The organism is Curtobacterium sp. Leaf183 (assembly GCF_001424385.1).
Taxonomy (GTDB): Bacteria; Actinomycetota; Actinomycetes; order Actinomycetales; family Microbacteriaceae; genus Curtobacterium.
Window position 1 is genome coordinate 625,442 of record NZ_LMPO01000008.1, and the last position, 21,233, is coordinate 646,674.

21 protein-coding genes are annotated in these 21,233 nt (G+C 71.5%); 8 read left to right on the top strand and 13 right to left on the bottom strand.

Features of this window, described 5'->3' with window-relative positions; all coding sequences use genetic code 11:
* Window positions 1–38: 38 nt before the first annotated feature.
* The 4 genes from ASG04_RS17705 to glp are packed head-to-tail and all read right to left on the bottom strand — an operon-like array spanning window position 39 to window position 2,753.
* Window positions 39–479 carry a molybdenum cofactor biosynthesis protein MoaE gene (locus ASG04_RS17705; RefSeq protein ID WP_056122869.1) on the bottom strand — a complete coding sequence of 147 codons (441 nt, stop codon included), beginning with the start codon at window positions 477–479 and terminating at the stop codon, window positions 39–41.
* On the bottom strand, window positions 476–988 hold the full coding sequence (locus ASG04_RS17710; RefSeq protein ID WP_056122873.1) for a molybdopterin-binding protein: 513 nt from the start codon (window positions 986–988) through the stop codon (window positions 476–478). The genes ASG04_RS17705 and ASG04_RS17710 overlap by 4 nt, the downstream gene beginning before the upstream one ends.
* Window positions 985–1,497 (bottom strand): cyclic pyranopterin monophosphate synthase MoaC, encoded by a 513-nt coding sequence (gene moaC / locus ASG04_RS09325; RefSeq protein ID WP_056122876.1) that lies wholly within the window; start codon window positions 1,495–1,497, stop codon window positions 985–987. Before moaC ends, ASG04_RS17710 begins: the two co-directional genes overlap by 4 nt.
* Window positions 1,494–2,753: a gephyrin-like molybdotransferase Glp gene (glp, locus tag ASG04_RS09330; RefSeq protein WP_056122880.1), complete on the bottom strand. Its 1,260-nt coding sequence runs from the start codon at window positions 2,751–2,753 to the stop codon at window positions 1,494–1,496. Before glp ends, moaC begins: the two co-directional genes overlap by 4 nt.
* A 97-nt stretch (window positions 2,754–2,850) precedes the next feature.
* Between glp and ASG04_RS09335 the strand changes: the two genes are divergently transcribed.
* The 6 genes from ASG04_RS09335 to ASG04_RS09360 all read left to right on the top strand — a co-directional run bounded on the left by ASG04_RS09335 (window position 2,851) and on the right by ASG04_RS09360 (window position 7,486).
* Complete coding sequence (locus ASG04_RS09335; RefSeq protein WP_056122881.1) at window positions 2,851–3,744, top strand: MTAP family purine nucleoside phosphorylase; 894 nt, start codon at window positions 2,851–2,853, stop codon at window positions 3,742–3,744.
* Window positions 3,741–4,811 (top strand): NAD-dependent epimerase/dehydratase family protein, encoded by a 1,071-nt coding sequence (locus tag ASG04_RS09340; RefSeq protein WP_056122885.1) that lies wholly within the window; start codon window positions 3,741–3,743, stop codon window positions 4,809–4,811. Before ASG04_RS09335 ends, ASG04_RS09340 begins: the two co-directional genes overlap by 4 nt.
* 215 nt (window positions 4,812–5,026) lie before the next feature.
* Window positions 5,027–5,800, top strand: a complete 774-nt coding sequence (locus ASG04_RS09345) for a glycosyltransferase family 2 protein (protein ID WP_321164486.1) — start codon at window positions 5,027–5,029, stop codon at window positions 5,798–5,800.
* Entirely contained in the window at window positions 5,797–6,447 is a 651-nt protein-coding gene (locus ASG04_RS09350) for a DUF2064 domain-containing protein (protein WP_056122891.1), read from the top strand. The genes ASG04_RS09345 and ASG04_RS09350 overlap by 4 nt, the downstream gene beginning before the upstream one ends.
* Window positions 6,444–7,112 carry a class I SAM-dependent methyltransferase gene (locus ASG04_RS09355; RefSeq protein ID WP_056122893.1) on the top strand — a complete coding sequence of 223 codons (669 nt, stop codon included), beginning with the start codon at window positions 6,444–6,446 and terminating at the stop codon, window positions 7,110–7,112. Before ASG04_RS09350 ends, ASG04_RS09355 begins: the two co-directional genes overlap by 4 nt.
* A gap of 128 nt (window positions 7,113–7,240) precedes the next feature.
* The gene (locus ASG04_RS09360) at window positions 7,241–7,486 is read left to right on the top strand and encodes a hypothetical protein (protein WP_156463595.1); all 246 of its coding nucleotides are present in this window, start codon (window positions 7,241–7,243) and stop codon (window positions 7,484–7,486) included.
* 10 nt (window positions 7,487–7,496) lie between these two features.
* Here the strand turns inward: ASG04_RS09360 and ASG04_RS09365 are convergent, their stop codons facing one another.
* From ASG04_RS09365 to ASG04_RS09390, 6 genes are all read right to left on the bottom strand, one after another.
* The gene (locus ASG04_RS09365; RefSeq protein WP_056122900.1) at window positions 7,497–8,090 is read right to left on the bottom strand and encodes a contact-dependent growth inhibition system immunity protein; all 594 of its coding nucleotides are present in this window, start codon (window positions 8,088–8,090) and stop codon (window positions 7,497–7,499) included.
* Window positions 8,091–8,330: 240 nt separating this feature from the next.
* Window positions 8,331–8,786 (bottom strand): hypothetical protein, encoded by a 456-nt coding sequence (locus tag ASG04_RS09370; protein ID WP_056122902.1) that lies wholly within the window; start codon window positions 8,784–8,786, stop codon window positions 8,331–8,333.
* A gap of 439 nt (window positions 8,787–9,225) precedes the next feature.
* Window positions 9,226–9,567, bottom strand: coding sequence for a hypothetical protein (locus ASG04_RS09375; protein WP_056122905.1), 342 nt, complete (start codon window positions 9,565–9,567; stop codon window positions 9,226–9,228).
* Entirely contained in the window at window positions 9,564–11,357 is a 1,794-nt protein-coding gene (locus ASG04_RS09380; protein WP_056122908.1) for an RNase A-like domain-containing protein, read from the bottom strand. The genes ASG04_RS09375 and ASG04_RS09380 overlap by 4 nt, the downstream gene beginning before the upstream one ends.
* Entirely contained in the window at window positions 11,354–11,743 is a 390-nt protein-coding gene (locus ASG04_RS09385; RefSeq protein WP_056122911.1) for a DUF6507 family protein, read from the bottom strand. Before ASG04_RS09385 ends, ASG04_RS09380 begins: the two co-directional genes overlap by 4 nt.
* Window positions 11,740–12,591: a DUF6177 family protein gene (locus tag ASG04_RS09390; RefSeq protein ID WP_156463596.1), complete on the bottom strand. Its 852-nt coding sequence runs from the start codon at window positions 12,589–12,591 to the stop codon at window positions 11,740–11,742. The genes ASG04_RS09385 and ASG04_RS09390 overlap by 4 nt, the downstream gene beginning before the upstream one ends.
* Window positions 12,592–12,693: 102 nt before the next feature.
* Here ASG04_RS09390 and pgm point away from each other — a divergent pair, with 102 nt between their 5' ends.
* Complete coding sequence (pgm, locus tag ASG04_RS09395; RefSeq protein WP_056122917.1) at window positions 12,694–14,313, top strand: phosphoglucomutase (alpha-D-glucose-1,6-bisphosphate-dependent); 1,620 nt, start codon at window positions 12,694–12,696, stop codon at window positions 14,311–14,313.
* 217 nt (window positions 14,314–14,530) lie between these two features.
* Window positions 14,531–16,936 carry an MDR family MFS transporter gene (locus ASG04_RS09400; protein WP_056122921.1) on the top strand — a complete coding sequence of 802 codons (2,406 nt, stop codon included), beginning with the start codon at window positions 14,531–14,533 and terminating at the stop codon, window positions 16,934–16,936.
* 90 nt (window positions 16,937–17,026) lie between these two features.
* Here the strand turns inward: ASG04_RS09400 and ASG04_RS09405 are convergent, their stop codons facing one another.
* Genes ASG04_RS09405 through ASG04_RS09415 form a run of 3 tightly spaced genes read right to left on the bottom strand, consistent with a single transcriptional unit; the run spans window position 17,027 to window position 21,206 of the window.
* Window positions 17,027–17,614: a hypothetical protein gene (locus ASG04_RS09405; RefSeq protein WP_156463597.1), complete on the bottom strand. Its 588-nt coding sequence runs from the start codon at window positions 17,612–17,614 to the stop codon at window positions 17,027–17,029.
* Window positions 17,611–19,869, bottom strand: a complete 2,259-nt coding sequence (locus tag ASG04_RS09410) for an alpha/beta hydrolase (RefSeq protein WP_156463598.1) — start codon at window positions 19,867–19,869, stop codon at window positions 17,611–17,613. The genes ASG04_RS09405 and ASG04_RS09410 overlap by 4 nt, the downstream gene beginning before the upstream one ends.
* Complete coding sequence (locus tag ASG04_RS09415) at window positions 19,866–21,206, bottom strand: hypothetical protein (RefSeq protein ID WP_056122930.1); 1,341 nt, start codon at window positions 21,204–21,206, stop codon at window positions 19,866–19,868. The genes ASG04_RS09410 and ASG04_RS09415 overlap by 4 nt, the downstream gene beginning before the upstream one ends.
* Window positions 21,207–21,233: the final 27 nt, after the last annotated feature.

Genomic DNA, 21,233 nt, shown 5'->3' on the forward strand with positions numbered 1-21,233 from the left:
ATCCTACGGCCAGGCTGTGGACCGCCGCCATGCCCGCGTCAGAGGGACGCGACCCACTCGTCGGAACCGTCGGTGAACTCCTGGTGCTTCCAGATCGGCGTGCGTTCCTTCACCAGGTCGATCAGCGCGGCGCACGCCGCGAACGCCTCGGCCCGGTGCGGCGAGGACACCGCTGCGGCGAGCGCGACGTCGCCCACCACGAGGTCCCCGACGCGGTGCAGGACGGCGATGCGGACCCCGGGGTGGTCGGCTGCGATCGAGCGGGCCACCTCGGCGATGACGTCACCGGCACTGGGGTGTCGTTCGTACCCGAGCGCCGTCACGCCCTTGCCGCCGTCGTGGTCGCGGACGACCCCGGCGAAGGTGACGACGGCTCCGTCCTGGTCGGTCGCCACCGCGGCGGAAACGTGCTCGACCGAGACCACCGTGTCGACGACGTCGGCGAGCACGACCCGGTCAGCCGCCGTCAAGGCACTCACGAGTGGCTCCGACGTGCGTGACCCTCGCCGTGCACCTGGGCCAGCACGTGGTCGAGCAGCCCGTCGAGCACGGCGAGCCCGTCGGCGACGCCCCCGCGCGACCCGGGCAACGTCACGACGAGGGCCCCGGTCGAGGCGATGCCCGCGACACCGCGGCTGAGCAGGGCGGTCGGTCCGGCACCGGCGAGGCCGCGTCGACGGACCTCTTCGAGCACACCGGGCAGCTCGAGGTCGAGCAGCGGGGCGACGGCTTCGGGGGTGCGGTCGGTCGGGGTGACTCCGGTGCCGCCGGTCGTGATAACCACGCGGGCGTCGGCGAGCAGTCCGGCGGTGACGGTCGCCGCGACGGGACCGCCGTCGGGCACGATGACCGGCTCGTCGACGGTGAAGTCGTGCGCACGGAGCCACGCAGCGATCGTGGGGCCGGTGGTGTCGAGCGCGGGGTCGGCGGCGGCCGAGGTCGACACGACGACGACCACCCCGCGTCCCCTGGTCGGCTGCGAGGTCATCGTGCGCTCCAGTCCCCGGACCGGCCGCCGTGCTTCTCGAGCACCCGGACGTCCGTGATCGTGGCCGTGCGGTCGACGGCCTTCACCATGTCGTACACGGTCAGCGCGCCGACGCTCGCGCCGGTGAGGGCTTCCATCTCGACGCCGGTGCGCGACGTCGTGCGTACCGAGACCTCGACGACGACCCGGTCGTCGGCGCCGGTGATGTCCACCTGCACGCCGGCGATGGGGAGCGGGTGGCAGAGCGGCACCAGGTCCGAGGTCTTCTTCACCGCCATGATCGCCGCGATCCGGGCCGTGCCGATGACCTCGCCCTTGGGCAGCGAGCCGTCGAGGATCCGTGCGACCACGTCCGGACGGGTCACCAGGGTGGCGGTGGCGGTGGCGGACCGGGCGGTGACGTCCTTGTCGGAGACGTCGACCATGTGGGCGCTGCCGTCGGCGCGGACGTGGGAGAGCTCGGTCTGTGGCTGCTCGGTCGTCGACAGCGGGGCGGGGTCGTCGGTCATCTCAGGCTCCAGACAGTCAGGGGGTCACCGGGTGCGACGGCGGCGGTGCCGACCGGCACGTGTACCAGGTGTGTGGCGTCGGCGTAGTGGGCCAGCAGGTGCGAGGACGGGCCCCCGACGAAGTGCACGAGCCCGTCGACGACGCGACCCCGGCGGACCTGGTGCTTGCCCTCGGGCGACTCGGCGGCGGACGCAGCCGGCAGCACCTGGCTCGGACGCGACTCGTCCATGCCGGCGGCACGGGCGAGGACGGGGCGCAGGAACACCTCGAACGAGACGAGTGCCGACACGGGGTTGCCCGGGAACGCGACGACGGGCACGGGGCGTCCGGCGAGCTGCACGGTGCCGAGCGCCTGCGGTCCGCCGGGCTGCATGGCGACCGGGGTGACGACGAGCCCGCGGGGTTCGAGGGCCTGTCGCACGACCTCGTACGCGCCGGCGCTGATGCCGCCGGTGGTCAGCACCAGATCGGCCCAGTCCCCGACGGCGTCGTCGAGGGCGGCGAGGAACCGGGCTTCGTCGTCGGGGACGCGGACGGTGCGGGACTCGACCCCGACCTCGGCGAGTGCCGCCCGCAGCGCGATGCTGTTCGCGTCGTTGATCCCGGCACTGCCGGCAGCGCTGCCAGTACTCCCAACACCAGTCAGCTCGGACCCCGTCGACACGACGAGCACCCGCGGCCGCCGGACGAGTTCGACGCGGGAGACCCCCGCCGAGGCCAGCGCCCCGAGCACGGCGGGCGTCAGCAGCGCGCCCGCTCGGACGACGGGTGCGTCGAGCGCCAGGTCCGACCCGGTCGTCCGCACGAAGGTCCCCGCGCGCAGGTCGGCCGGCACGACGACGGTGGTCAGCGCCAGCGCGTCGGGGAAGGACCCGGGGGGCGTCGCCTCGACCGGGAACACCGCGTCGGCATCCGCCGGGATCCGTGCTCCGGTCATGATCGGAGCCGCAGCACCCACCGGCAGCGGCGCAGGCCGCACGCCCGCGGGGATCGGTGCGACGACGCGCAGCATGGCCCCGGCGTCGGCGGCCCGCACGGCGAAGCCGTCCATCTGGCTGTTGTCGAACGGCGGCAGCGGGATCGGCGAGCCGACGGCCCGTCCGAGCACGCGGTGCCCCTGCCCCGCCCCGGTGTCGGCAGCGAGGTCGTCGACGAGCCGAGCCTCCAGGTCGACGTCGGCCGGACCCGCCGACCCCGGCAACGCCGGCGCGACCAGCGCACGCACCGCGTCGCGGTGCTGGGCGATCGTTCGCAAGGGGGCCTCCGAATGGGTTCGTCGTGCAGCGCCTGGGCATCGCGCATCAGTAGCGTATCCAGCGCGCGGCACGCGCCCACGACGATACGGAGGACCTGTGGAGAACGACCGACCGCAGCACGACGGAACCGCGACCATCGGTGTGATCGGGGGCTCCGGCCTCTACGAGCTGTTCGCGCCCGGCACCGCTGACGAGATCGACGTCCCCACGCCGTTCGGGGCGACCTCGTCCCCGATCACGGTCGGGACGATGGCGGGGAAGCGCGTTGCGTTCCTGACCCGGCACGGCCGCGCCCACTCCGTGGCACCGCACCGGATCAACCACCGCGCCAACCTCTGGGCACTGCGTTCCCTGGGCGTCCGCGCGATCGTCTCGTCGAGTGCGGTCGGCGGGCTGCACCCCGACTACGCGCCGGGCACCTTCGTCGTCACCGACCAGCTCATCGACCGCACGTGGGGCCGCGCCGACACGTTCTTCGAGGACCAGGTCCAGCACCTGTCCTTCGCCGACCCGTTCGACCCGGTGCTGCGGCGCGCAGCCATCGACGCCGTCGCAGCGCTCGACGTGCCGTTCCGCCCGACCGGCACCTGCGTCGTGATCCAGGGCCCCCGCTTCTCGACGCGCGCCGAGTCGGTCTGGCTGCGCGAGGCCGGCGGCCACACGATCAACATGACGATGACGCCCGAGGTGCCCCTCGCCGCCGAGCTCGGGATCGGCACCGTGAACCTGTCCTACGTGACGGACGCCGACGCAGGCCTGGCCCCCACCGAGGACGAGGCAGCAGCGAGCACCGAGGAGCCCGTCACGCACGGCATGGTGATGGAGCGACTGGCCCGCGCGAACGAGGTCATCGTCCGCGCGATCGGGTCGATCGTCGCCGCGGTCCCCGACGACTACGCGCCGCGCGAGCTGGTTCCCGCCGCGGCGAGCGCCACGATCCTGCAGCGCGCGAGCCAGAGTACCCAGCACGAACAGGGTGCAGGGGCATGAGCCGCCTGCTCGTCACGGGCGGCGCGGGCTTCATCGGCTCCGCCATCGTCCGCCGTGCCCTCGCCGACGGGCACGAGGTCCGCGTGCTCGACTCCCTGCGCGCCGACGTCCACGGCGACCCGACCGCCGTGCTCCACGAACTCGAGCACGCCGGCATCGAGGTCGTGCACGGCGACGTCCGTGACCGCGTGGCCCTCGACGCCGCACTCGACGGCATCGAGGTCGTCTGCCACCAGGCCGCCAAGGTCGGTCTCGGCGTCGACTTCCAGGACGCGCCCGACTACGTCTCGAGCAACGACGCCGGCACCGCCCACGTGCTCGCCGCGATGGACCGCGAGGGGATCGGCCGCCTGGTCGTCGCCAGCTCGATGGTCGTCTACGGCGAGGGCGCGTACACGACCGCGTCCGGCGAAGCGACCCGCCCGCCGGCCCGCCGCCGCGAGGACCTGGACGCCGGCCGCTTCGACCCGATCGGCCCCGACGGCCAGCCGCTCGTCCCCGGCCTGATCGACGAGTCCGCGGCGCTCGACCCGCGCAACGTCTACGCGCAGACCAAGGTCGCCCAGGAGCACCTGGCCTCGTCCTGGTCGCGTGCCACCGGCGGCCGAGCGATCGCGCTCCGCTACCACAACGTGTACGGCCCGGGCATGCCCGCGAACACGCCCTACGCGGGCGTCGCGTCGCTGTTCCGGTCCGCGATCGCGCGCGGCGAGGCGCCCCGGGTGTTCGAGGACGGTTGCCAGCGCCGTGACTTCGTGCACGTCGACGACGTCGCCGGGGCGAACCTCGCGTCGATCGGCGCGACCGGGACCATGCCCGCCGACTCGTTCCGCGCGTACAACGTCGGCTCGGGCACCGTGCACACCATCGGCGACATGGCGGGGGCGATCGCCGGGACCGTCGGCCTGGAGCCCGTCGTGACGGGCGAGTACCGGCTCGGCGACGTCCGCCACGTCACGGCGTCCTCGGCGAGGATCGCCGACGAGCTCGGCTGGCGTGCCGAGGTCGATTTCGCGCGGGGCATGCGCGAGTTCGCGGACGCGCCGTTGCGCGCAGCGGTGCGCTGAGACACACCACAGGGCCACCAACCGGACGGGAGGCTCGTGGCGGGCCCGCCACGAGCCTCCCGTCCGTCGGGTGGTGACCCCCCGTTCGGGGTGAACCTGAACGGAAACCGGTCAGGGGGTACAGGCTCGCTGTGCATCGTCGACCGCGCTCCGGTTGCCTGGTGTGCATGGCAACGCCCTCCCGTCGAAACGATCGACCGCACCGAATGGTCGACATGAACGTCGACGTGATCCTTCCGTGCCTGGACGAGGCAGATGCCTTGCCGAAGGTGATCGGCCGGCTGCCCGACGGCTACCGCGCGATCGTCGTCGACAACGGCTCGACCGACGGCTCCGCCGACGTGGCGCGCGCCCACGGCGCCCTCGTCGTCACCGAGACCCGACGCGGCTTCGGATCGGCCTGCGCTGCAGGCGTCGCCGCTGCGACCGCCGAGTACGTCGCCTTCTGTGACGCCGACGCCTCGATGGACCCCGCTGAGCTCCCCCCGCTCGTCGCCCGCGTCGCCACCGGCTGCACGGACCTGGCGCTCGGCCGCCGCGTGCCGACGACCCCGGCCGCGTGGGCACCCCACGCGCGCTTCGCCAACCGCGTGCTCGCCGTCCTGATGCGCCGGGCGACCGGGTACAAGCTGCGCGACCTCGGCCCGATGCGCGTGATGCGCCGCGCCGACCTGGTCGCCCTCGACCTGCAGGACCGCCGCAGCGGCTACCCGCTCGAGATGGTGCTCGCCGCGCACGCCGCGGGGTGGCGCGTCGACGAGTCCGACATCGGGTACGAGCAGCGCATCGGCGACAGCAAGGTCACCGGCACGCTGCGCGGCACTGTCAACGCGGTGCGCGACATGTCCCGTCTGTTGCGGAAGTACCGACAGGAGGCCCGGGTGCGGACGGTCGCGCCGACCCCTGCTGTGCAGACCACGGCCGCTCCGGCCACGGCCACGGCTCCGGCTCCGGCTCCGGCTCCGGCTCCGGAAGGGACGAACGCATGACCGCCGTCGACGACGTCACGGTGGTCGTGATCGCCAAGGAGTGCCTGCCCGGCAAGGTCAAGACCCGCCTGGCACCGGCCATCACCGCCGAGGGGGCAGCGCGCGTCGCTGCCGCCAGCCTCGACGACACCCTGCGCACCGTGCAGGCGCTGCCCGTCACGCGCCGCGTGCTGTTCTTCGACGGCGACGTCGTCCCCGACGCGGCCGCTGGCTTCGACGTGCTGCACCAGCCGGACGGCGGCCTCGACGAGCGACTCGGCTTCCTGTTCGACACCATGACCGGTCCCACGCTGCTGGTCGGCATGGACACCCCGCAGCTCTCGGCCGACGACGTCGCGCCGGTGCTCGAGGCCCCCGAGCGCGACGCGTGGTTCGGACCCGCCGAGGACGGTGGCTTCTGGTCGCTGTACCTCCGCGACCCCGACGGCGCGTACCTCCGCGGCGTGCCGATGTCCCAGGACGACACCGGCGCAGTGCAGCGCGCACGCCTGGTCGACGCCGGACTCGACGTCGGCACCCTGCCCACCCTGCTCGACGTCGACCTGATCGACGACGCCCACCGCGTCGCCCAGCTCGCACCGGACTCCGCGTTCGCCGCGGCCCTCGCCGCCAGCCCGTCCGTCCTCACCACCGGAGGCTCCCGATGACCGACACCACCCAGACCGCCGTCACGTTCGGCACCGGCGGCGACGAGCCCTACGCGCGCGCCCTGCGTTCGGACGGGCGCCTGCGTCTGACCGACACCGACCGCCCCGACCTCGCCATCACGATGGACGTCGGCCGGTGGAGCGCCGCGGCCGACCGCGTCGACCGCTCGCTGCTCGACGGCGTCGACGGCCCGGTCATCGACATCGGCTGCGGCCCCGGCCGGATGCTCGTCGCCGCACGCGCACTCGGCATCCCCTCCCTCGGCGTGGACGTGTCCGCCGAGGCCGTCGCGATCGCGCAGCGCTCGGGCGGCCGCGCGGTGCAGGGCTCCGTGTTCGAGGCCGTCCCCGAGGAGGGCCGTTGGGACACCGCACTCGTCCTCGACGGCAACATCGGCATCGGCGGCGACCCCGTCGCCCTGCTCGCCCGCTGTCGCGACATCGTCCGTGTCGGCGGTCGGGTGGTCGTCGAGACCCACACCGACCGGGCCGCGGACCGCTCGTACCAGGCGCGCGTCGTGGACGCGGACGGCCACGAGAGCGACGAGTTCCCGTGGGCCGAGGTCGGGCTCGACGCGCTGCGCCGGCACGCGCTCGCAGCCGGGCTCGAGCCGCGGGCGAGCTGGACCGCCGCCGGTCGGAGCTTCTGCGAGCTCGTCGCCTGAGACCAGGCGGACACGCCGTTGTTTTGCATCGTGCAAGACAGCGGCGTACGGTGGTGGACACCAGTCGACGGCGCTCGGGGCGTCGGACCGGCGCCATCGACGGCGTCTCCACCCCCGAGGAGATCCCCATGACGACCACCACCTCCCCCTTCGGCGGCAGCTTCGTCTCCGGCGTCGCGGACCGCGACGAGCTCGGTACCTACGTCGGCGCCGGCACTCCTGCGTCCGTCGGGACCTACACGGGCGTGCCGGTCACCGGTCGGCTCGGTCGCTTCGTCGACACCCAGTTCCGTCGTGGCGGCACCGTGACCGCGTCGAACCGCACCGTCACCGGCTCGTTCCGCACCGTGACTGGGTCGTTCCGCACCGCCTGAGCGATCCCGGTCAGGCGGCGAGTTCCTGCTCGATGCGCTCCGCCACCTGCCGCAGCCATGTCCGGTCGTCCAGCCCGTCGTCCTCGGGCACGTAGTTGCAGTCGAGCTCCACCAGCCGTCCGCCGAGCGCCGCCGCGTCGGGCAGCGCCTCGTCGAGGTCACGCACGTCGGCCAGCAGCGCGCGCTGCTCGTCGGGCGAGCTGATCGCCAGGGAGTGTTCCAGCGCGTCCGGTCCGCCGTACGGCGCATCCGCCCAGTCCTGATGGAAGTAGGCACCGACGAAGTCGTCGAACGCCGCGAAGTTGGTCGCGGTGATGCTGGCCGGCGCCGGGTATGCCGTCAGCACGGTGTAGCCCGTCGGCCGGTCCGGTGCCGCGGTCAGGACCACCCGCACGGCGTCGAGGTCCTGGATCGTCCCGAACGGCATGCCGCGCCCCGTGACCCCACCGGGGACGGCGTAGATCCGGAGGGGTTTCGGACAGTCCTCGGCGACCCAGGCGCGGATCCGCAGGTGGTTGGCGTCGAGGGCGTACGCGACGATCCGGTTGGCTTCGTCCGTCCCGCCGGTGAACACCGAGGTCCCGGTCCTGACGCTGTGCGGCACGATGTGCTCCTTCTTCGTGGTGGAGTGGTGTGGGTCTTCGTCGCTGCCGGGATCAGCCGTCTGCGGGCAAGGAGCCATGGGCATCGAGTTCCCGTTGCACACGGAGTCGGAGGTCCGCGAGCCAGGTCGCCGGCGAACGCCCGGTGTCGAGTGCGCCGAGTTCGCGGAGGCGCCCGGGGGATGTCTTCACATGACCGCCGAGGTCCGGAGCGAGGGGAGGTCGATCCCCGAGGACGCCCGTCAAGTGCGTTCCAGACGCTCGACGAACGTGTCCAGCCAGCGTTTCGGCGACAGCCCCAGGTTGCGTCCGGGCGACGGCCCGGTTCCGACGTACCGCAAGTACTCCTGCACTGCGTGATCGTCGGACAGTTCCTTCTGCAGGACCTTGGCCTGCTCGGCCCAGTCATTCCGAGCGTCGGCGGTGAGACCGTCGAACACGTCGGCGTACGCCGCTTCGACGTCGGCATGGTCAAGCTCCCAGTCGTCGTTGAACTGGGCAGCCAGAAGGGTGACGATGCCGGGAGTTCGCCTGCCGAGTTCTTCCAGGGCACGAGTCGACTCGTTCAAGGTGTGTCTCCTGTCGTGTATGCGCACCGCTCTCCGCTCGAGATTGCCCCGCTCGTTGACGCAGTCGATGCCTGCCCGTAGCGTGTCGCATCTCATGCGGTCGGAGACGGCGATCCGCTGTTGGTGCATCCGAGCATCCAGTCGTGATTGAAGGACGCAGCCAACAGGCTCCGGATCCGCGGAACCCGACGGACGAGCGCCGCGAAGTTCCTCGCGGTGACGCTCGTCGACGCGGGGTACGCCCTGAGCACGGTGTAGCCCGACGGTCGATCCGGCGCCCCGTCAGGACCACGCGGACCGCATCGAGGTCCTGGACCTCGCCGAAGGGCACACCGCGTCCGGTGACGGTGCCCGGCACCGCGTAGAGGCGGAGCGGCTCCGGGCAATCCGCAGCGACCCAGGCCCTGATGCGGAGGTGGTTCGCGTCGAGGGCGTGGGCGACGATCCGGTTCGCATCGTCGATGCCACTGGTGAAGACCGAGGTCCCGGTCCTGACACCGTGCGGCACGGTGTGCTCCTTCTTCGTGGTGGTGGGTGCGTGACCCGGCCAACGCGTTCCCTCAGGCGCTCACTGCGGAGCTCCGGACCGACGTGCACCCTCGATGCGGCGCCGGAGGGCCGCGGGCCAGGCGGCGAGTGCCATCCCGAGGTCCTGCTCTGGTGCGAGCCCGGAGTACACGTCGTTGAGGAAGGCCTGGACCTCCGAGTCCGTTCGCAGCGCTCGTTCGAGCAGTTCGGCTTCACCGAGGTAGACCGCTCGTGTGCGCTCGTCGATGTCGTCGAACACGGCAGAGTAGACCGACTCGGCGTCGTCGTGGTCGAGGTCCCAATCCAGATTGAACTCGGCGCCGAGCACCCGTCGGAGCTGTGGCACCTGCCGCACCAAGTCACGGAGTTCCTGATCGTTCACGGGTCGATCCTCGCTTTCGGGTAGCTCGTGACGACACGGTAGGGCGGCTCCGACCCGGGGATCCAACGAAGCACGACGCGCACGACGGTGTCATCGTGCATCGGCGGAACTCGGCCGGGCACGTATCCTCGGCCCACTATCCGGTCCGCGGGCCAGTCGAACCCCTCGGTCGTCTTCGGCGTGACCGCTGAGCGGTTCTCGAGCAGCCAGTCCTGGATCTCGTCGTGGTTGAAGTCGAGGTTGTTCGCCACGAGACGGTCGACCTCCTCCACGGGGAGCGTGTACGCGCTGTTGACGGACTTCCCGCTGTTCCTGGAGCGGATCCAGTCGTCGAGCTCCTTCCCGTGCAGGTCCTCGTTCACGTGCCGCTCGAGCGTGTGCCCGCCCGCCTGCTCGGCGGCCTGCAGCCCGCCGGCATCGGTGAACGGCTTCGACTCGACCCCGTGCGGCAACGAGGCCTCGTCGTGCGGACGCAGCAGGTCGGGGTGCTCGTCCGCGAACTGGGCCATCTCGCCGCGCAGCATCTGGTCGAAGGAGCCGTCACCCTTGCCGAGCCCCGGCGTGAAGTCGTCGCTGCCCGCGTAGTCCCGGTACGTCCGGTCGACCAGGTCGTGCAGCGCGTCGACGCTCTGCTTCGACGCCCCGTTCTCGACCCAGGAACGGACGTCGCGGCTCAGCCCGTGCAGTCCGAGCTTGCCCAGCCCCTCGGCCAGCTCGGTCGCCTTCGCGGTGTCCTTCGCGAGTCCTCCGGGTCCGGCCAGGCCGAGCCCGAAGCCCATCGCGGCGGCACCCGCGGCGGCGCCCGGGTGCTCCTGCGCGCCGCTCCACCAGTCCCCGAGCGCCTTGCCAGCGGCGTCGTGCGCCGTCGCCGCGTCGCCCTTCGGGTCGAGCGCCGCATCGAGCCACGCGAACGGCGACAGGAACAGCCCGATGGTGGCCGCGCCGTCGACGACCCCGCCCCACGTCGACCCGAGGGTGTCGGTCGACCAGTCACCCTGGTTGTCGAACCCGAGCATGTGGATGCCGCTCTCGAGCGAGTTGAGCAGCTCGTCGGTCGCGCCCTCGGAGAACTGCTCACCACAGGTCTTGCCCTCGGCCGTGCCGGGCTTGCTCCACGGCAGGTCGACGCCGCGCGCGTTGAGGTCGTTCTCGGTGGGGGCGACGTAGGCGCCAGTGAGGCTGGCACCGGACGCGGTCTTGATCGCGGTCGCGCAGTCGGCCTGCGCCTGTTCGAGCAGCGCCACCTGCGTGTTGATCCGCCGGATGATGTCGTCGTTCTCGTGCTTCGTGACGATGTCCTTGTACCAGGGCACGGTCGTCTTCTCCGGTGGGGCGTCGGAGCGGGTCGCGCCGTAGGCGTTCCACGAGCCGTCGACCTGCGGCGCGGTCGTGGTCGTGGAGGGCGAGGTCGCCTTCGGCACGCCGCCCCGGACGCGGGCGACGAACGCCGCGGCCTCGATGCGCAGGTCGTCCAGCTGTTTCTTCGGTCCGGCCGCGTCGGATGCGTACGTGTCGAGCGCCTTGGCCACACCGCGGGCAGCGGTGCCGATCGTGTGGGTGTCGTCGACCACGGGGTCCATCAACGTCAGGACCTGGCCGGACTCGGGCGCCTCGTACACCCCGGCGAGCGCCTGCCACTTGCCGGGGATCTCGTCGGCAACGGTTCGCATCGCCTCGCCGCCGCCCGAGATCGTCGTCGCCGCGGCGGACACGCTCGTCAGGTCGAGCTCGGCGCCGGGGATCCCCTCGGGGTCGACGAGCCCGTGGTCGCCGATCGGGACGCCGCTCACCGGTCCGCCCCCGGAACCCGTGTCGAACCGTCGGTCGACGCGCTCTGCACGAACAGCGAGATGTCGTGGGTCTCGTGGGCCGTGGTGCCGACTCGCTGGAAGTCGGCTGCCATCTCGAGGTCGCCCTGCACGTAGGCGTTGACGGCCCCGCGCACGCCCTGCACCCCGCCGACGAGCCGGTACGTCACCTGGTCGACGTCGTCGCTGACCTGGTCGACGAAGGCACCGAGCGCTTCGTTCACGACGGCTCCGGCACCGCCCGATGCGTCGGCCACCCCGGTCTGCACTGACCGCAGAGCCGAGGCCGTGCCGTCGAGCGACGTCTGCATGCCGTCGAGCACCGTCTGCACCCCCGCCGGGTCGACCTTCCAGCTCCCCGTGCTCATCGAACCTCCCCCGTTCGCGTCCCATCGTCGCGTGACGACGTCGCCCGGTGCAAGTCAGTGGCGCGGACGCCGCGCGCGAGGTCGACCGCGGCCAACCAGCGCTGCGGCTCGTCGCCGTCGAACCAGAACAGTGCGCCCGGTGCCCGGACCGGCCCGACAGGCGTCCCGCCCAGCTGGTCGATCCGCCCGCGCAGACCCCGGGTACGCACTGCGCGAACGCCCGCGAACACGGCCAGCGGCGTCGTCGGCCCACGCAGGACCGGTTCCGTCACCCCGTCCAGGCGACCACGGCTGGTCGAGAACAGTCCCGACTGCGGGTGGCGACCCTGGCTGACGGCCTGGAGGCCCGCCTCCAGTCCGTCCCGCAGCACGCGCCGGTCGTCGATCGCGACCACCACGCGCAGCGTCTCGAAGACGGAGCGCGGCCCGCGCTCCACGACCAGCAGGCCGCCGACGGTGGCGTCCGGGCTGCTGACCACGAAGGTCGACGACGCGGGCGAGCGCCGCTCGGCGAGCGCCGTCAGCGCGGACGGTGACAGTGCCTCGGCGCCCTCGTACAGGGAATGGGTCACGGTGCGGTCGAACGCGGCCAGGAACCGGGCCGGCGTCGTCGCGAGCACCAGGCGCGGCGACGGGGCGTGCTCGATCGTCAGGTCGACGTGCAGTAGGTCGCCCACGGCGTCCGATGCGGGCACGGCACCCGAGGGCCGCCAGCGCCAGCCGTGCTCGGCCAACAGGTGCGTGGCCGCCCAGGACAGGACCGCTCCGGGGGCGGTCTCGACCACGCGCGTCGTGTCTCGGCGCACGCGGGCGACGAACGCGGCGTCCGCACGCACGACCTGCCCCATGGTCTCCCCCGACCCGCGGTGCCCTCCACCGCTCGCGCCGAGCGTACCGAGGGCCGCCGTCATCCTCGAACGACCCGGAGGTCGTGGTGCCAGGATGGGTCCATGAACGACCGCGCCGGCACCCCAGCGACCGCAGACGACCTCGTCGACCTCGACGAACTCGTCGCCGCCTACTACGACCGCGTGCCGGACGTGTCGGTGCCCGAGCAGAAGGTCGTCTTCGGCACGTCGGGCCACCGCGGTTCGTCACTCGACTCGGCCTTCAACGACACCCACATCGCCGCCATCACGCAGGCGATCGTCGAGTACCGGCAGTCGCAGGGCACCGACGGCCCGCTGTTCATCGGTCGCGACACGCACGCGCTGTCCGGCCCCGCCGAACGCACGGCACTCGAGGTCCTCGCCGCGAACGGCGTGCACGTCCTGGCCGACCAGGACAACGGCTACGTGCCCACCCCGGCGCTCAGCCACGCGATCATCCGGTACAACCGTGCCGGCAACCCGGACACGGCGGACGGCATCGTCATCACGCCCAGCCACAACCCGCCCCGCGACGGCGGCTTCAAGTACAACCCGCCGCACGGCGGACCGGCCGACAGCGACGCCACCTCGTGGATCGCGAACCGGGCCAACGCGATCATCGAGGGCGGCAACGCCGAGGTCCAGCGCACCGAGCACGCCAACCCGGACCGCTACGACTTCCTGCACACCTACGTGGCCGACCTCGAGAACATCATCGACATCGCCGCGATCAAGCAGGCCGGCGTGAAGATCGGCGCCGACCCGCTCGGTGGTGCGTCGCTGCCGTACTGGAACCTCATCCGCGACCACTACGGCCTCGACCTGACCGTGGTGAACCCGGACGTCGACCCCACCTGGTCGTTCATGACGCTCGACTGGGACGGCAAGATCCGGATGGACCCGTCGAGCCCCTCGGCGATGGCCTCGGTCCTGGCACACAAGGACGACTTCGACGTCCTGACCGGCAACGACGCCGACTCGGACCGCCACGGCATCGTCACGCCCGACGGCGGCCTGATGAACCCGAACCACTACCTCGCGGTCGCCATCGAGTACCTGTACGCGCACCGTCCGGCCTGGCGGGACGACGCCGCGATCGGCAAGACGCTGGTGTCGTCGAGCATCATCGACCGCGTCGCCGAGTCGCTCGGTCGCCGCCTGTGGGAGGTCCCGGTCGGCTTCAAGTGGTTCGTGCCGGGCCTGATCGACGGCTCCGTGGCGTTCGGTGGCGAGGAGTCCGCCGGCGCGTCCTTCCTGCGGACCGATGGCACCGCGTGGACCACGGACAAGGACGGCATCATCCTGGCGCTGCTGGCGTCCGAGATCGTCGCCGTCACGGGCAAGACCCCGTCGAAGCTGTACGACGAGCTCACCGAGCGCTTCGGCGCGCCGGTGTACCAGCGCGTCGACGCGGCAGCCAGCAAGGACCAGAAGGCGCGACTGTCGAAGCTCGACGGCGACGCCATCACCGCCGAGACCCTTGCGGGCGACCCGATCACGGCGAAGCTGTCGAAGGCGCCGGGCAACGACGCGGCCGTCGGCGGCGTCAAGGTCGTCACCGACAGGGCCTGGTTCGCGGCCCGTCCCTCCGGCACCGAGGACGTCTACAAGATCTACGCCGAGAGCTTCGTGTCGCAGGAGCACCTCGAGCAGGTCCAGCGCGAGGCGAAGGAGATCGTCGACGCAGCGCTGGGCGCCTAGCACGACGCAGCGCTGGGCGCCGAGCACGACGCCGCGCCGGGCGCCGAGCACCGCGGGGTCGCCCGCGGCGTACGGTGTGGGTCGACGCTGACGGACTGCCCACGACCCGTCCCCCGCCACGCTGCCGATCCGTACAGGAAGCGGCTGCCGCGTGACGCTGCACCTTGCGGCAGATGTAACTTTGCAGCCGACGCAAAGTTTTCGGGAGACCCTGCACATGACCCAGACGGCGACCGCCCCCGCGGCACCCACCACGGCATCCAACGTGGTGATGAACCACCGACAGATCCTGCTCGTGATCTACGGCCTGATGGCCGGCATGTTCCTCGGTGCCCTCGACCAGACGATCGTCGGCACCGCGATCCGCACCATCGGCGACGACCTGCACGGACTCGACCAGCAGGCCTGGGTGACCACGGCCTACCTGATCGCCTCGACGATCACGACGCCGATCTACGGCAAGCTCTCCGACATCTTCGGTCGGCGACCGCTGTTCCTCACGGCGATCGGCATCTTCATCGTCGGGTCGTTCCTCGCATCGTTCTCGAGCTCGATGCTCATGCTCGCCGGGTTCCGCGCGCTGCAGGGCCTGGGCGCCGGTGGTCTGATGTCCCTGCCGCTGGCGATCATGGGCGACATGCTCGCTCCGCGTGAGCGTGCGAAGTACCAGGGCTACTTCCTGGCCGTCTTCGGCATCTCGAGCGTCATCGGCCCGCTGGTCGGCGGGCTGTTCGCCGGCGCGAACCAGATCCTGTTCGTCGCCGGATGGCGCTGGGTCTTCCTGATCAACGTGCCCGTCGGCATCGTCGCCCTCGCGATGGTCCTGACGTTCCTGCACCTGCCGAAGTTCGGCGACCGCGGCAAGCCCCGCATCGACTGGTGGGGTGCGTCGCTCGTCATCGTCACCCTCGTCCCGCTGCTCCTCATCGCCGAGCAGGGTCGCGAGTGGGGCTGGGACTCCCCCGGCGCCATCGCCTGCTACCTGGTCGGCGCGCTCGGCCTGGTCGGCTTCATCATCGTCGAACGCGCCATGGGCGACGACGCGATCCTGCCGCTCAAGCTGTTCGGATCGGGCGTCTTCTCGATGGCCGCGATCCTGTCCGTCCTGGTCGGGTTCGGCATGTTCGGCGCGATGCTGACCATCCCGCTGTACCTGCAGATCGTCAAGGGCGTGACGCCGACCCAGTCCGGCTTCGCGATGCTGCCGATGGTCATCGGGCTGATGATCTCGTCCATCGCCTCAGGTCAGATCATCAGCCGCACGGGCAAGTACCGCCTGTTCCCGGTCACCGGCACGGCGTTCACCGCGATCGGCTTCACCGTCCTGACCTTCCTGACCGCCGACCGTCCGCTCTGGTTCCTCATGACGGGCATGTTCCTCATCGGTCTCGGCCTGGGGCAGCTCATGCAGACGCTGACCCTCGCCGCCCAGGGTTCGGTCTCGCCGCGGGACATCGGCGTCGCGACCAGCGCGGCGACGTTCTTCCGGCAGATCGGCGGGACGATGGGCACCGCCGTGCTGCTGTCGGTGCTCTTCACGCTCATGCCGACGAACATCTCCACGGCGATGCAGAACCGCTCCGACCTGTCGAGCGCCCTGAACGCCGCCCTGACCCCGTCCGTCGCCAGCGCGTCGGACAACAAGGGCGTCATGGACAAGATCTGGACGAAGATCGTCGACCCGGTCAAGCAGAACGTGCAGTCCGGGCTCGACAAGGGCGCGTCCCAGGCGAAGGCGGCCGCTGACCAGGCCGTCACCGAGAAGGTGACCTCGGCTGTCCAGGCCCAAGTGGCCGCAGGGACCGTCCCGGCAGCAGCCGCGCAGACGATCATCGACCAGCAGGTCGCGGACGCCACGCCCGCCGCCGAGCGACAGGCCCTGCAGACCGCGGCGAGCAAGGCGAACGCCGAGGTCGTCAACGGTTCGCTGCAGATCGACTACGCGAACGCGGACCAGCGGAAGGCCGTCGTCGACGAGGTCACGCCGACACTCGTCAAGCAGCTGAAGAGCGGCAACTCGGCCGCGAGCTCCTCGTCGAGCTCGGCCACGAGCGACACCTCGTTCCTGAACGGCGCCGACAAGCGACTCACGCGGCCGTTCCTGGTCGGGTTCAGCAGCTCGACGGTCACGGTGTACTTCGTCGGCCTCGGCGTGATCCTGATCGCGTTCATCCTGACGTGGTTCTTCCGCGTGCCGCCGCTGCGCAAGACCAGCGCGCTGCAGGAGCAGGCCGACACCGCCCGCGCCGCGGATGCCCAACGCGCCGGATCGGGCTCACCGGCTGCTCCGGGAACCGCCTCGGCGAACGACGTCCCCACCTCGCCCGACGTCCCGGCGCAGCCACGGTCCGCTCGGTCCGCCGGGTCCACCGGCGTCTCGGTGCTGCCGGACGACACCCGCGCACCCCTGCCGGACGCGCCCACGCACGGCGCCCACTCGGCAGCAGCACCCGTCGACGAACCGCCGACCACCACGGGTGCCATCCGCGCCCACCGTGCCGCGCACGCCGCGGTCGTTGACCGGCCGGACCAGACGTCGACCGGAACCGATGCTGCCCAGGCGAGCCGGGCCTCCCGCCTCGACGACGGTGGCCACACGCACGGCCGTCACTCGGCCGAGTAGCCGCCGCCTCCCGCACACGACGAAGCCGCTGTCAGCTGACAGCGGCTTCGTTGTCGTGTGCACCATGCCGGTGCGGCATCGGGTGTCCCGTCAGGATCGCTCCTGCTTCCGAAGCTGCGCGTAGTCGCCCGCCGCACAGGCCGACGTCCCGGTCACCGTGTCGCCGCCGCCCAGGTCCGACGAGCGGAACCCGATGTTCGCGATGGATGTCCCCTGGCCGTCGAGCCCCACGTACGACTCGTCGTCGGTCGCGAACCGGGTCGTCTCGAAGCCCTCGGAGCGCCACAGGTGCTCGAGGGTCGCGATGTCCCGGGGAGCGTCACCGCGCCCCGATCGAGCGGCGATGACCGTGTAGTTGACGCCACCCCCATCCCCATGCTCGTCCCGACAGGTGCCGAGCCTGGGTCCCACCTGCGTGGTCCACGTCCCACCCAGTGCAGTTGTCGCGTCGTCCACGAGCCGCTGGATGCTGCGCTTCGCGTCATCGGGCTGTCGTGTGGTTTGGGTCTGCATCTTTCCTCCTGCACATCCGGCTGCAGCGCCGAGGACCACGATCGTCACCGCCGCGAGCGCAATCCGTTGCTGCATCCCGAGCATCTTGCTTGGTTCTCCATCAGGTCGCTTTCGGCATCGTTGCAGTGCTGGCCGCAACTCGTCGGCTTCGGCTGCCAGCGTCACGGTGTCACACGATCTCCGTGACCGGTCGTGGTCAAGGCGATGTTCCGAAGCGATTCGGTTCCCGGGTCGAAGTACCCGCGGTTTCCGTCTGCGTGCACCCCATGATCCTTCACGCCGCGAAGCGCGCCGACACCGTTTGCACCGAAAGTCGTTGCGCCGAAGGAGGGACTCGTCGGGTCGATGCGGTTCGGGATGCTGAAGTCCCGTCCGATGTAGGCGTACTGGTCACCAAAACCGGGTATCCCCACCAAACTGTCCTGAGCCTGGCCGGCATAGACATGGTCCGCATGGATGTCTGCGGCCGTCGGGATGCCCTTGGGGACACCGGCCGATGCGGCCGACGTGAAGGTGTTGACGTGGACGCCAGTCTCGGTGAGGCCGAGCGACGCAGTTGTCGTGCCGTAGGAGTGAGCCAGGACGTTCGTGCGGATCGCGTCGCCGGAACGTGCAGCTGCGAGCCCGCGGATCGATGCGGCGAGCTTCGGCGCTCCTCGTTCGGCTGCCTTCGCGTTGAACACTCCGAGATCTGGCGGCAACGGAGGTGCCTCGTAGCCCATCCAAGCGATGACCGCGCGCTTCCCGGCTCCCGCGACAGCGAGTTGCTCGTCGGCGACGTTCTGCGCGGCCTGCACCCAACCAGACATGTGTTCGGTACTGGATCCCATCCCCGGCACCGCCCAGGTGACGTTGTCGGCGTGGTCCAAGTTCCCGATCGAGACTGCGGCGAGCGGAGGAACGTCCGCCGTCAACTCGATCAGCTGTCTGTCCCCACCGAGCGTCGACTCGATGTCCTCGAGCGCGGCACGCTCGACCGGAGCCAGGTTCTTGCGGGTGAGTCGCTCCCGGAGCACTTCCTGGTTCGCGACGTCGCGCGCCCAGTACGGAATCCCCTCCAGCTCGCCCAACATCGCTAGGACGTCGAGGGGTAGCGCCGTGACCTCTGCCTGCGCTGACGCCCTGAAGCCGAGGCCCGACCAGATCTCTGCAGCGTCAGCAGGACTGACGCCCGGCTCGAACAGCTTGCGAATCGCAGCCGGGATGTCTGCGGCGGCTGCGGCATCGAGCACCAGGTTGGAGAGGACGTGACCGCCGCCTGCCAGCTCGAACGCGTCCGCGACGCGCTCGATCCAGGCGGCGTCCTCCGCATTCTCCGCGATGAACCGGTCGAACCCGACGACCAACGTTGCCCGGGAGATCTCTGCCCAGCCGCACGCACTCGTGAAGCCCGACCAGGCCGCCCGCAGCCTCGAAGCTCCCTCCGAGAACGCCTGGTTCGAAGCGCGGGTCGACGACGCGAACGACCGGAGCCGCTCAGGATCTGCGGAGCTCTTGCCAGCGCTCGACCCACCTGCAACGCGCGGTCGATCCGATGCGGAGAAAGCGGCCGAGACAGGGGTCGGTCGAATCGGAGTCCGGTCGGGCTGAGGATCGAACACCGGCACGCTCACGATCCCCAAGGCCACCAAGTTCCCCGGATAGTCGTCGGCGCAGCGCTGGGTCTGTCGGGTCTGCCATGCAGCAAGCGCTTCGAGGCGTTCGCGTTCTCGTCGTGCCTCGCCGATGACAACGGCCACCGAATCCGCGAGCCGTCCGAGCGCGCCCGCAAGCCGGATGCGGTCCGACGCTTCGGCAGCGGCGGCCTCGGCGAACCGGTCAGCGTAGGCGCCAGAGAACTCCTCGCTAGCGGCCTCGGCCGCTGCCCGCCTGCCCGCACCTGCCGCCAGCAGTTGGATGTCGGCAGAAGTTGCCGCTGTGATGAGACGCTCTGCTGCGTCCTCGTCGAACTGGATCTTCCCCACCATCGCCCCCCTGAACCACCCCCGCCACCGCTCGAAGCCTGAGCGATATCTTACACACCAATGACAAGGGTGGCCGGCTGAGCGGTCTGTCAGGCGCCGACGGATCAGAGGGAGCACCACCGTCACCGCGCACGTGATCTGCACGATCGATGCGGTGCCGTCATCGTCCGGCACACCGCCAGCGATGACCGTGGCCGGCTCGCCGGCTCGCAGCTCGGCGCTCACCACCAGGTCGTGCGGGTCCTCGAGCGGCCGGTCGTCGACCGACCGGACCCGGCGACCGGAGCCGACGCCGCGGACGCGAGCCGGGCCTCCCGTCCGGACGACAGCGGCCACACGCACGGCCGCCACTCGGCCGAGTAGCCGCACCGCGAACGACGAAGCCGCTGTCGTCCGACAGCGGCTTCGTCGTTCGCGCTGGCATGCCCCGACGACAGCGTCGAGAGCGTCCCTCACCCCTCGCAGGTGACCGACGTGATCGAGGCGTCAGCCGGCTGCGTGCCGTGCGCGTAGGGCAGGAAGACCTCGTTCGGTGTCGTGCTGGTGCTGTCCGTGATCGCCTGCACCACGACGTAGTCCCTCGTGTGCTGGTCTGCCGCGACGTCGTCGATCGCCATCTGGATGGTCGCCGCGGGGCAGGCCGACTCCGCGACGAAGACGAAGCCGTCACAGCCCCAGTCGTCGCACGCCGCCGGGAAGTCGCTGTCCGGCAGGTCCGCTCCGCTGTCGTAGGTCGTGATCGGGTACGGCGACCGGCCCGACGGGACGCACTCGGGGTGGTCGAGGCCCGCGATCGTCTCGTCGCCGGCCAGCACCAGCGAGAGCGTCACGCCGGGGGTGAGCGCGACGAAGCGGGTCTCGGTGCGGCTCGACGGCCCGTCGGCGGTCGCGCCGAAGTGCGCGGTGACACGGGCCTCGCACGCAGCCGGGGCCGTCAGCGCCCAGGCCCAGCAGTGCGCCGGCCCGCCCCGCCCCTGGGCGACCTCGCAGTCGGCCTGCAGCGCCGTGCCCTGCTCGAGCTGGGCGTCGACGGGGATGGTCGAGGGGACGGCAGGCGAGGTCGGGTCGGTGTCCGGGGCCGTCGGAGCCGGGGAGCCGTCGTCGTCCGGGGCCGTCGGAGCCGGGGAGCCGTCGTCGTCCTGCAGCCCCACGGCCAGCGTCTGGCCACCTCCGACCGCGCCGACGACCGGCACCACCGCGAGCGAGGCGCCGACGATCGTCGCCACCGCCGCGGCGCCGGTCACGACCAGGACGGCGGTGCGGTGCCGACGCCGGAGCGGGGACACGGTGCGGACCGTCGGGGACTCGACGAACGGCAGCGCCTCCGCCGTGCCCCAGGCGTCTGCGGGGTCGACAGGAGCCCCGGCACGGTCGCCGCTCGCCTGGACCACCAGCCGTGCGAGCTCCGCGTCCTCGTCGGCGACGCGTCGGGCGACCGCGGTGACGGCGAGCGCGGCACCCACGGCGATCGGCACGAGCGCGAACACGGTCAGCCCACGGACCGGCCCACCGACACTGAGCACGACGACGGCCGCGACGACGCCGGCCACGAGCAGTCCGAGTCCGATCCGGACGAGGGTGCGCGAGGTCCCGGCCGCGAGTACACGCCGGTCGACGTCCCAGAACCGCCACCCCTGCGGTGCAGCCGGGAGGCCCGGGGCCGGCACCCAGCCCGGTGCGGGCTCCGCCAGGCGGTGACGGTCCACCCACGTGGCGGTCGGAGCGGGCCAGCCCGGCGGCGTTCGGAACCGGACGGGTTCGGTGGGGTGCTGCTGGGACGGCCGCTCGTTCACGAGACGACGCTAGTGGTCGGCCGACGA

Bases quoted from the DNA above. Each gene is read 5' to 3' on its own strand.
- ASG04_RS09385 (WP_056122911.1), bottom strand. From the start codon at position 11,743: ATGAGCACGGGGAGCTGGAAGGTCGACCCGGCGGGGGTGCAGACGGTG.
- ASG04_RS09390 (WP_156463596.1), bottom strand. From the start codon at position 12,591: ATGGGGCAGGTCGTGCGTGCGGACGCCGCGTTCGTCGCCCGCGTGCGC.
- ASG04_RS09350 (WP_056122891.1), top strand. From the start codon at position 5,797: ATGACCGCCGTCGACGACGTCACGGTGGTCGTGATCGCCAAGGAGTGC.
- ASG04_RS09400 (WP_056122921.1), top strand. From the start codon at position 14,531: ATGACCCAGACGGCGACCGCCCCCGCGGCACCCACCACGGCATCCAAC.
- ASG04_RS09355 (WP_056122893.1), top strand. From the start codon at position 6,444: ATGACCGACACCACCCAGACCGCCGTCACGTTCGGCACCGGCGGCGAC.
- ASG04_RS09345 (WP_321164486.1), top strand. From the start codon at position 5,027: ATGAACGTCGACGTGATCCTTCCGTGCCTGGACGAGGCAGATGCCTTG.
- pgm (WP_056122917.1), top strand. From the start codon at position 12,694: ATGAACGACCGCGCCGGCACCCCAGCGACCGCAGACGACCTCGTCGAC.
- moaC (WP_056122876.1), bottom strand. From the start codon at position 1,497: ATGACCGACGACCCCGCCCCGCTGTCGACGACCGAGCAGCCACAGACC.
- ASG04_RS09370 (WP_056122902.1), bottom strand. From the start codon at position 8,786: ATGCACCAACAGCGGATCGCCGTCTCCGACCGCATGAGATGCGACACG.
- ASG04_RS17710 (WP_056122873.1), bottom strand. From the start codon at position 988: ATGACCTCGCAGCCGACCAGGGGACGCGGGGTGGTCGTCGTCGTGTCG.
- ASG04_RS09360 (WP_156463595.1), top strand. From the start codon at position 7,241: ATGACGACCACCACCTCCCCCTTCGGCGGCAGCTTCGTCTCCGGCGTC.
- ASG04_RS09340 (WP_056122885.1), top strand. From the start codon at position 3,741: ATGAGCCGCCTGCTCGTCACGGGCGGCGCGGGCTTCATCGGCTCCGCC.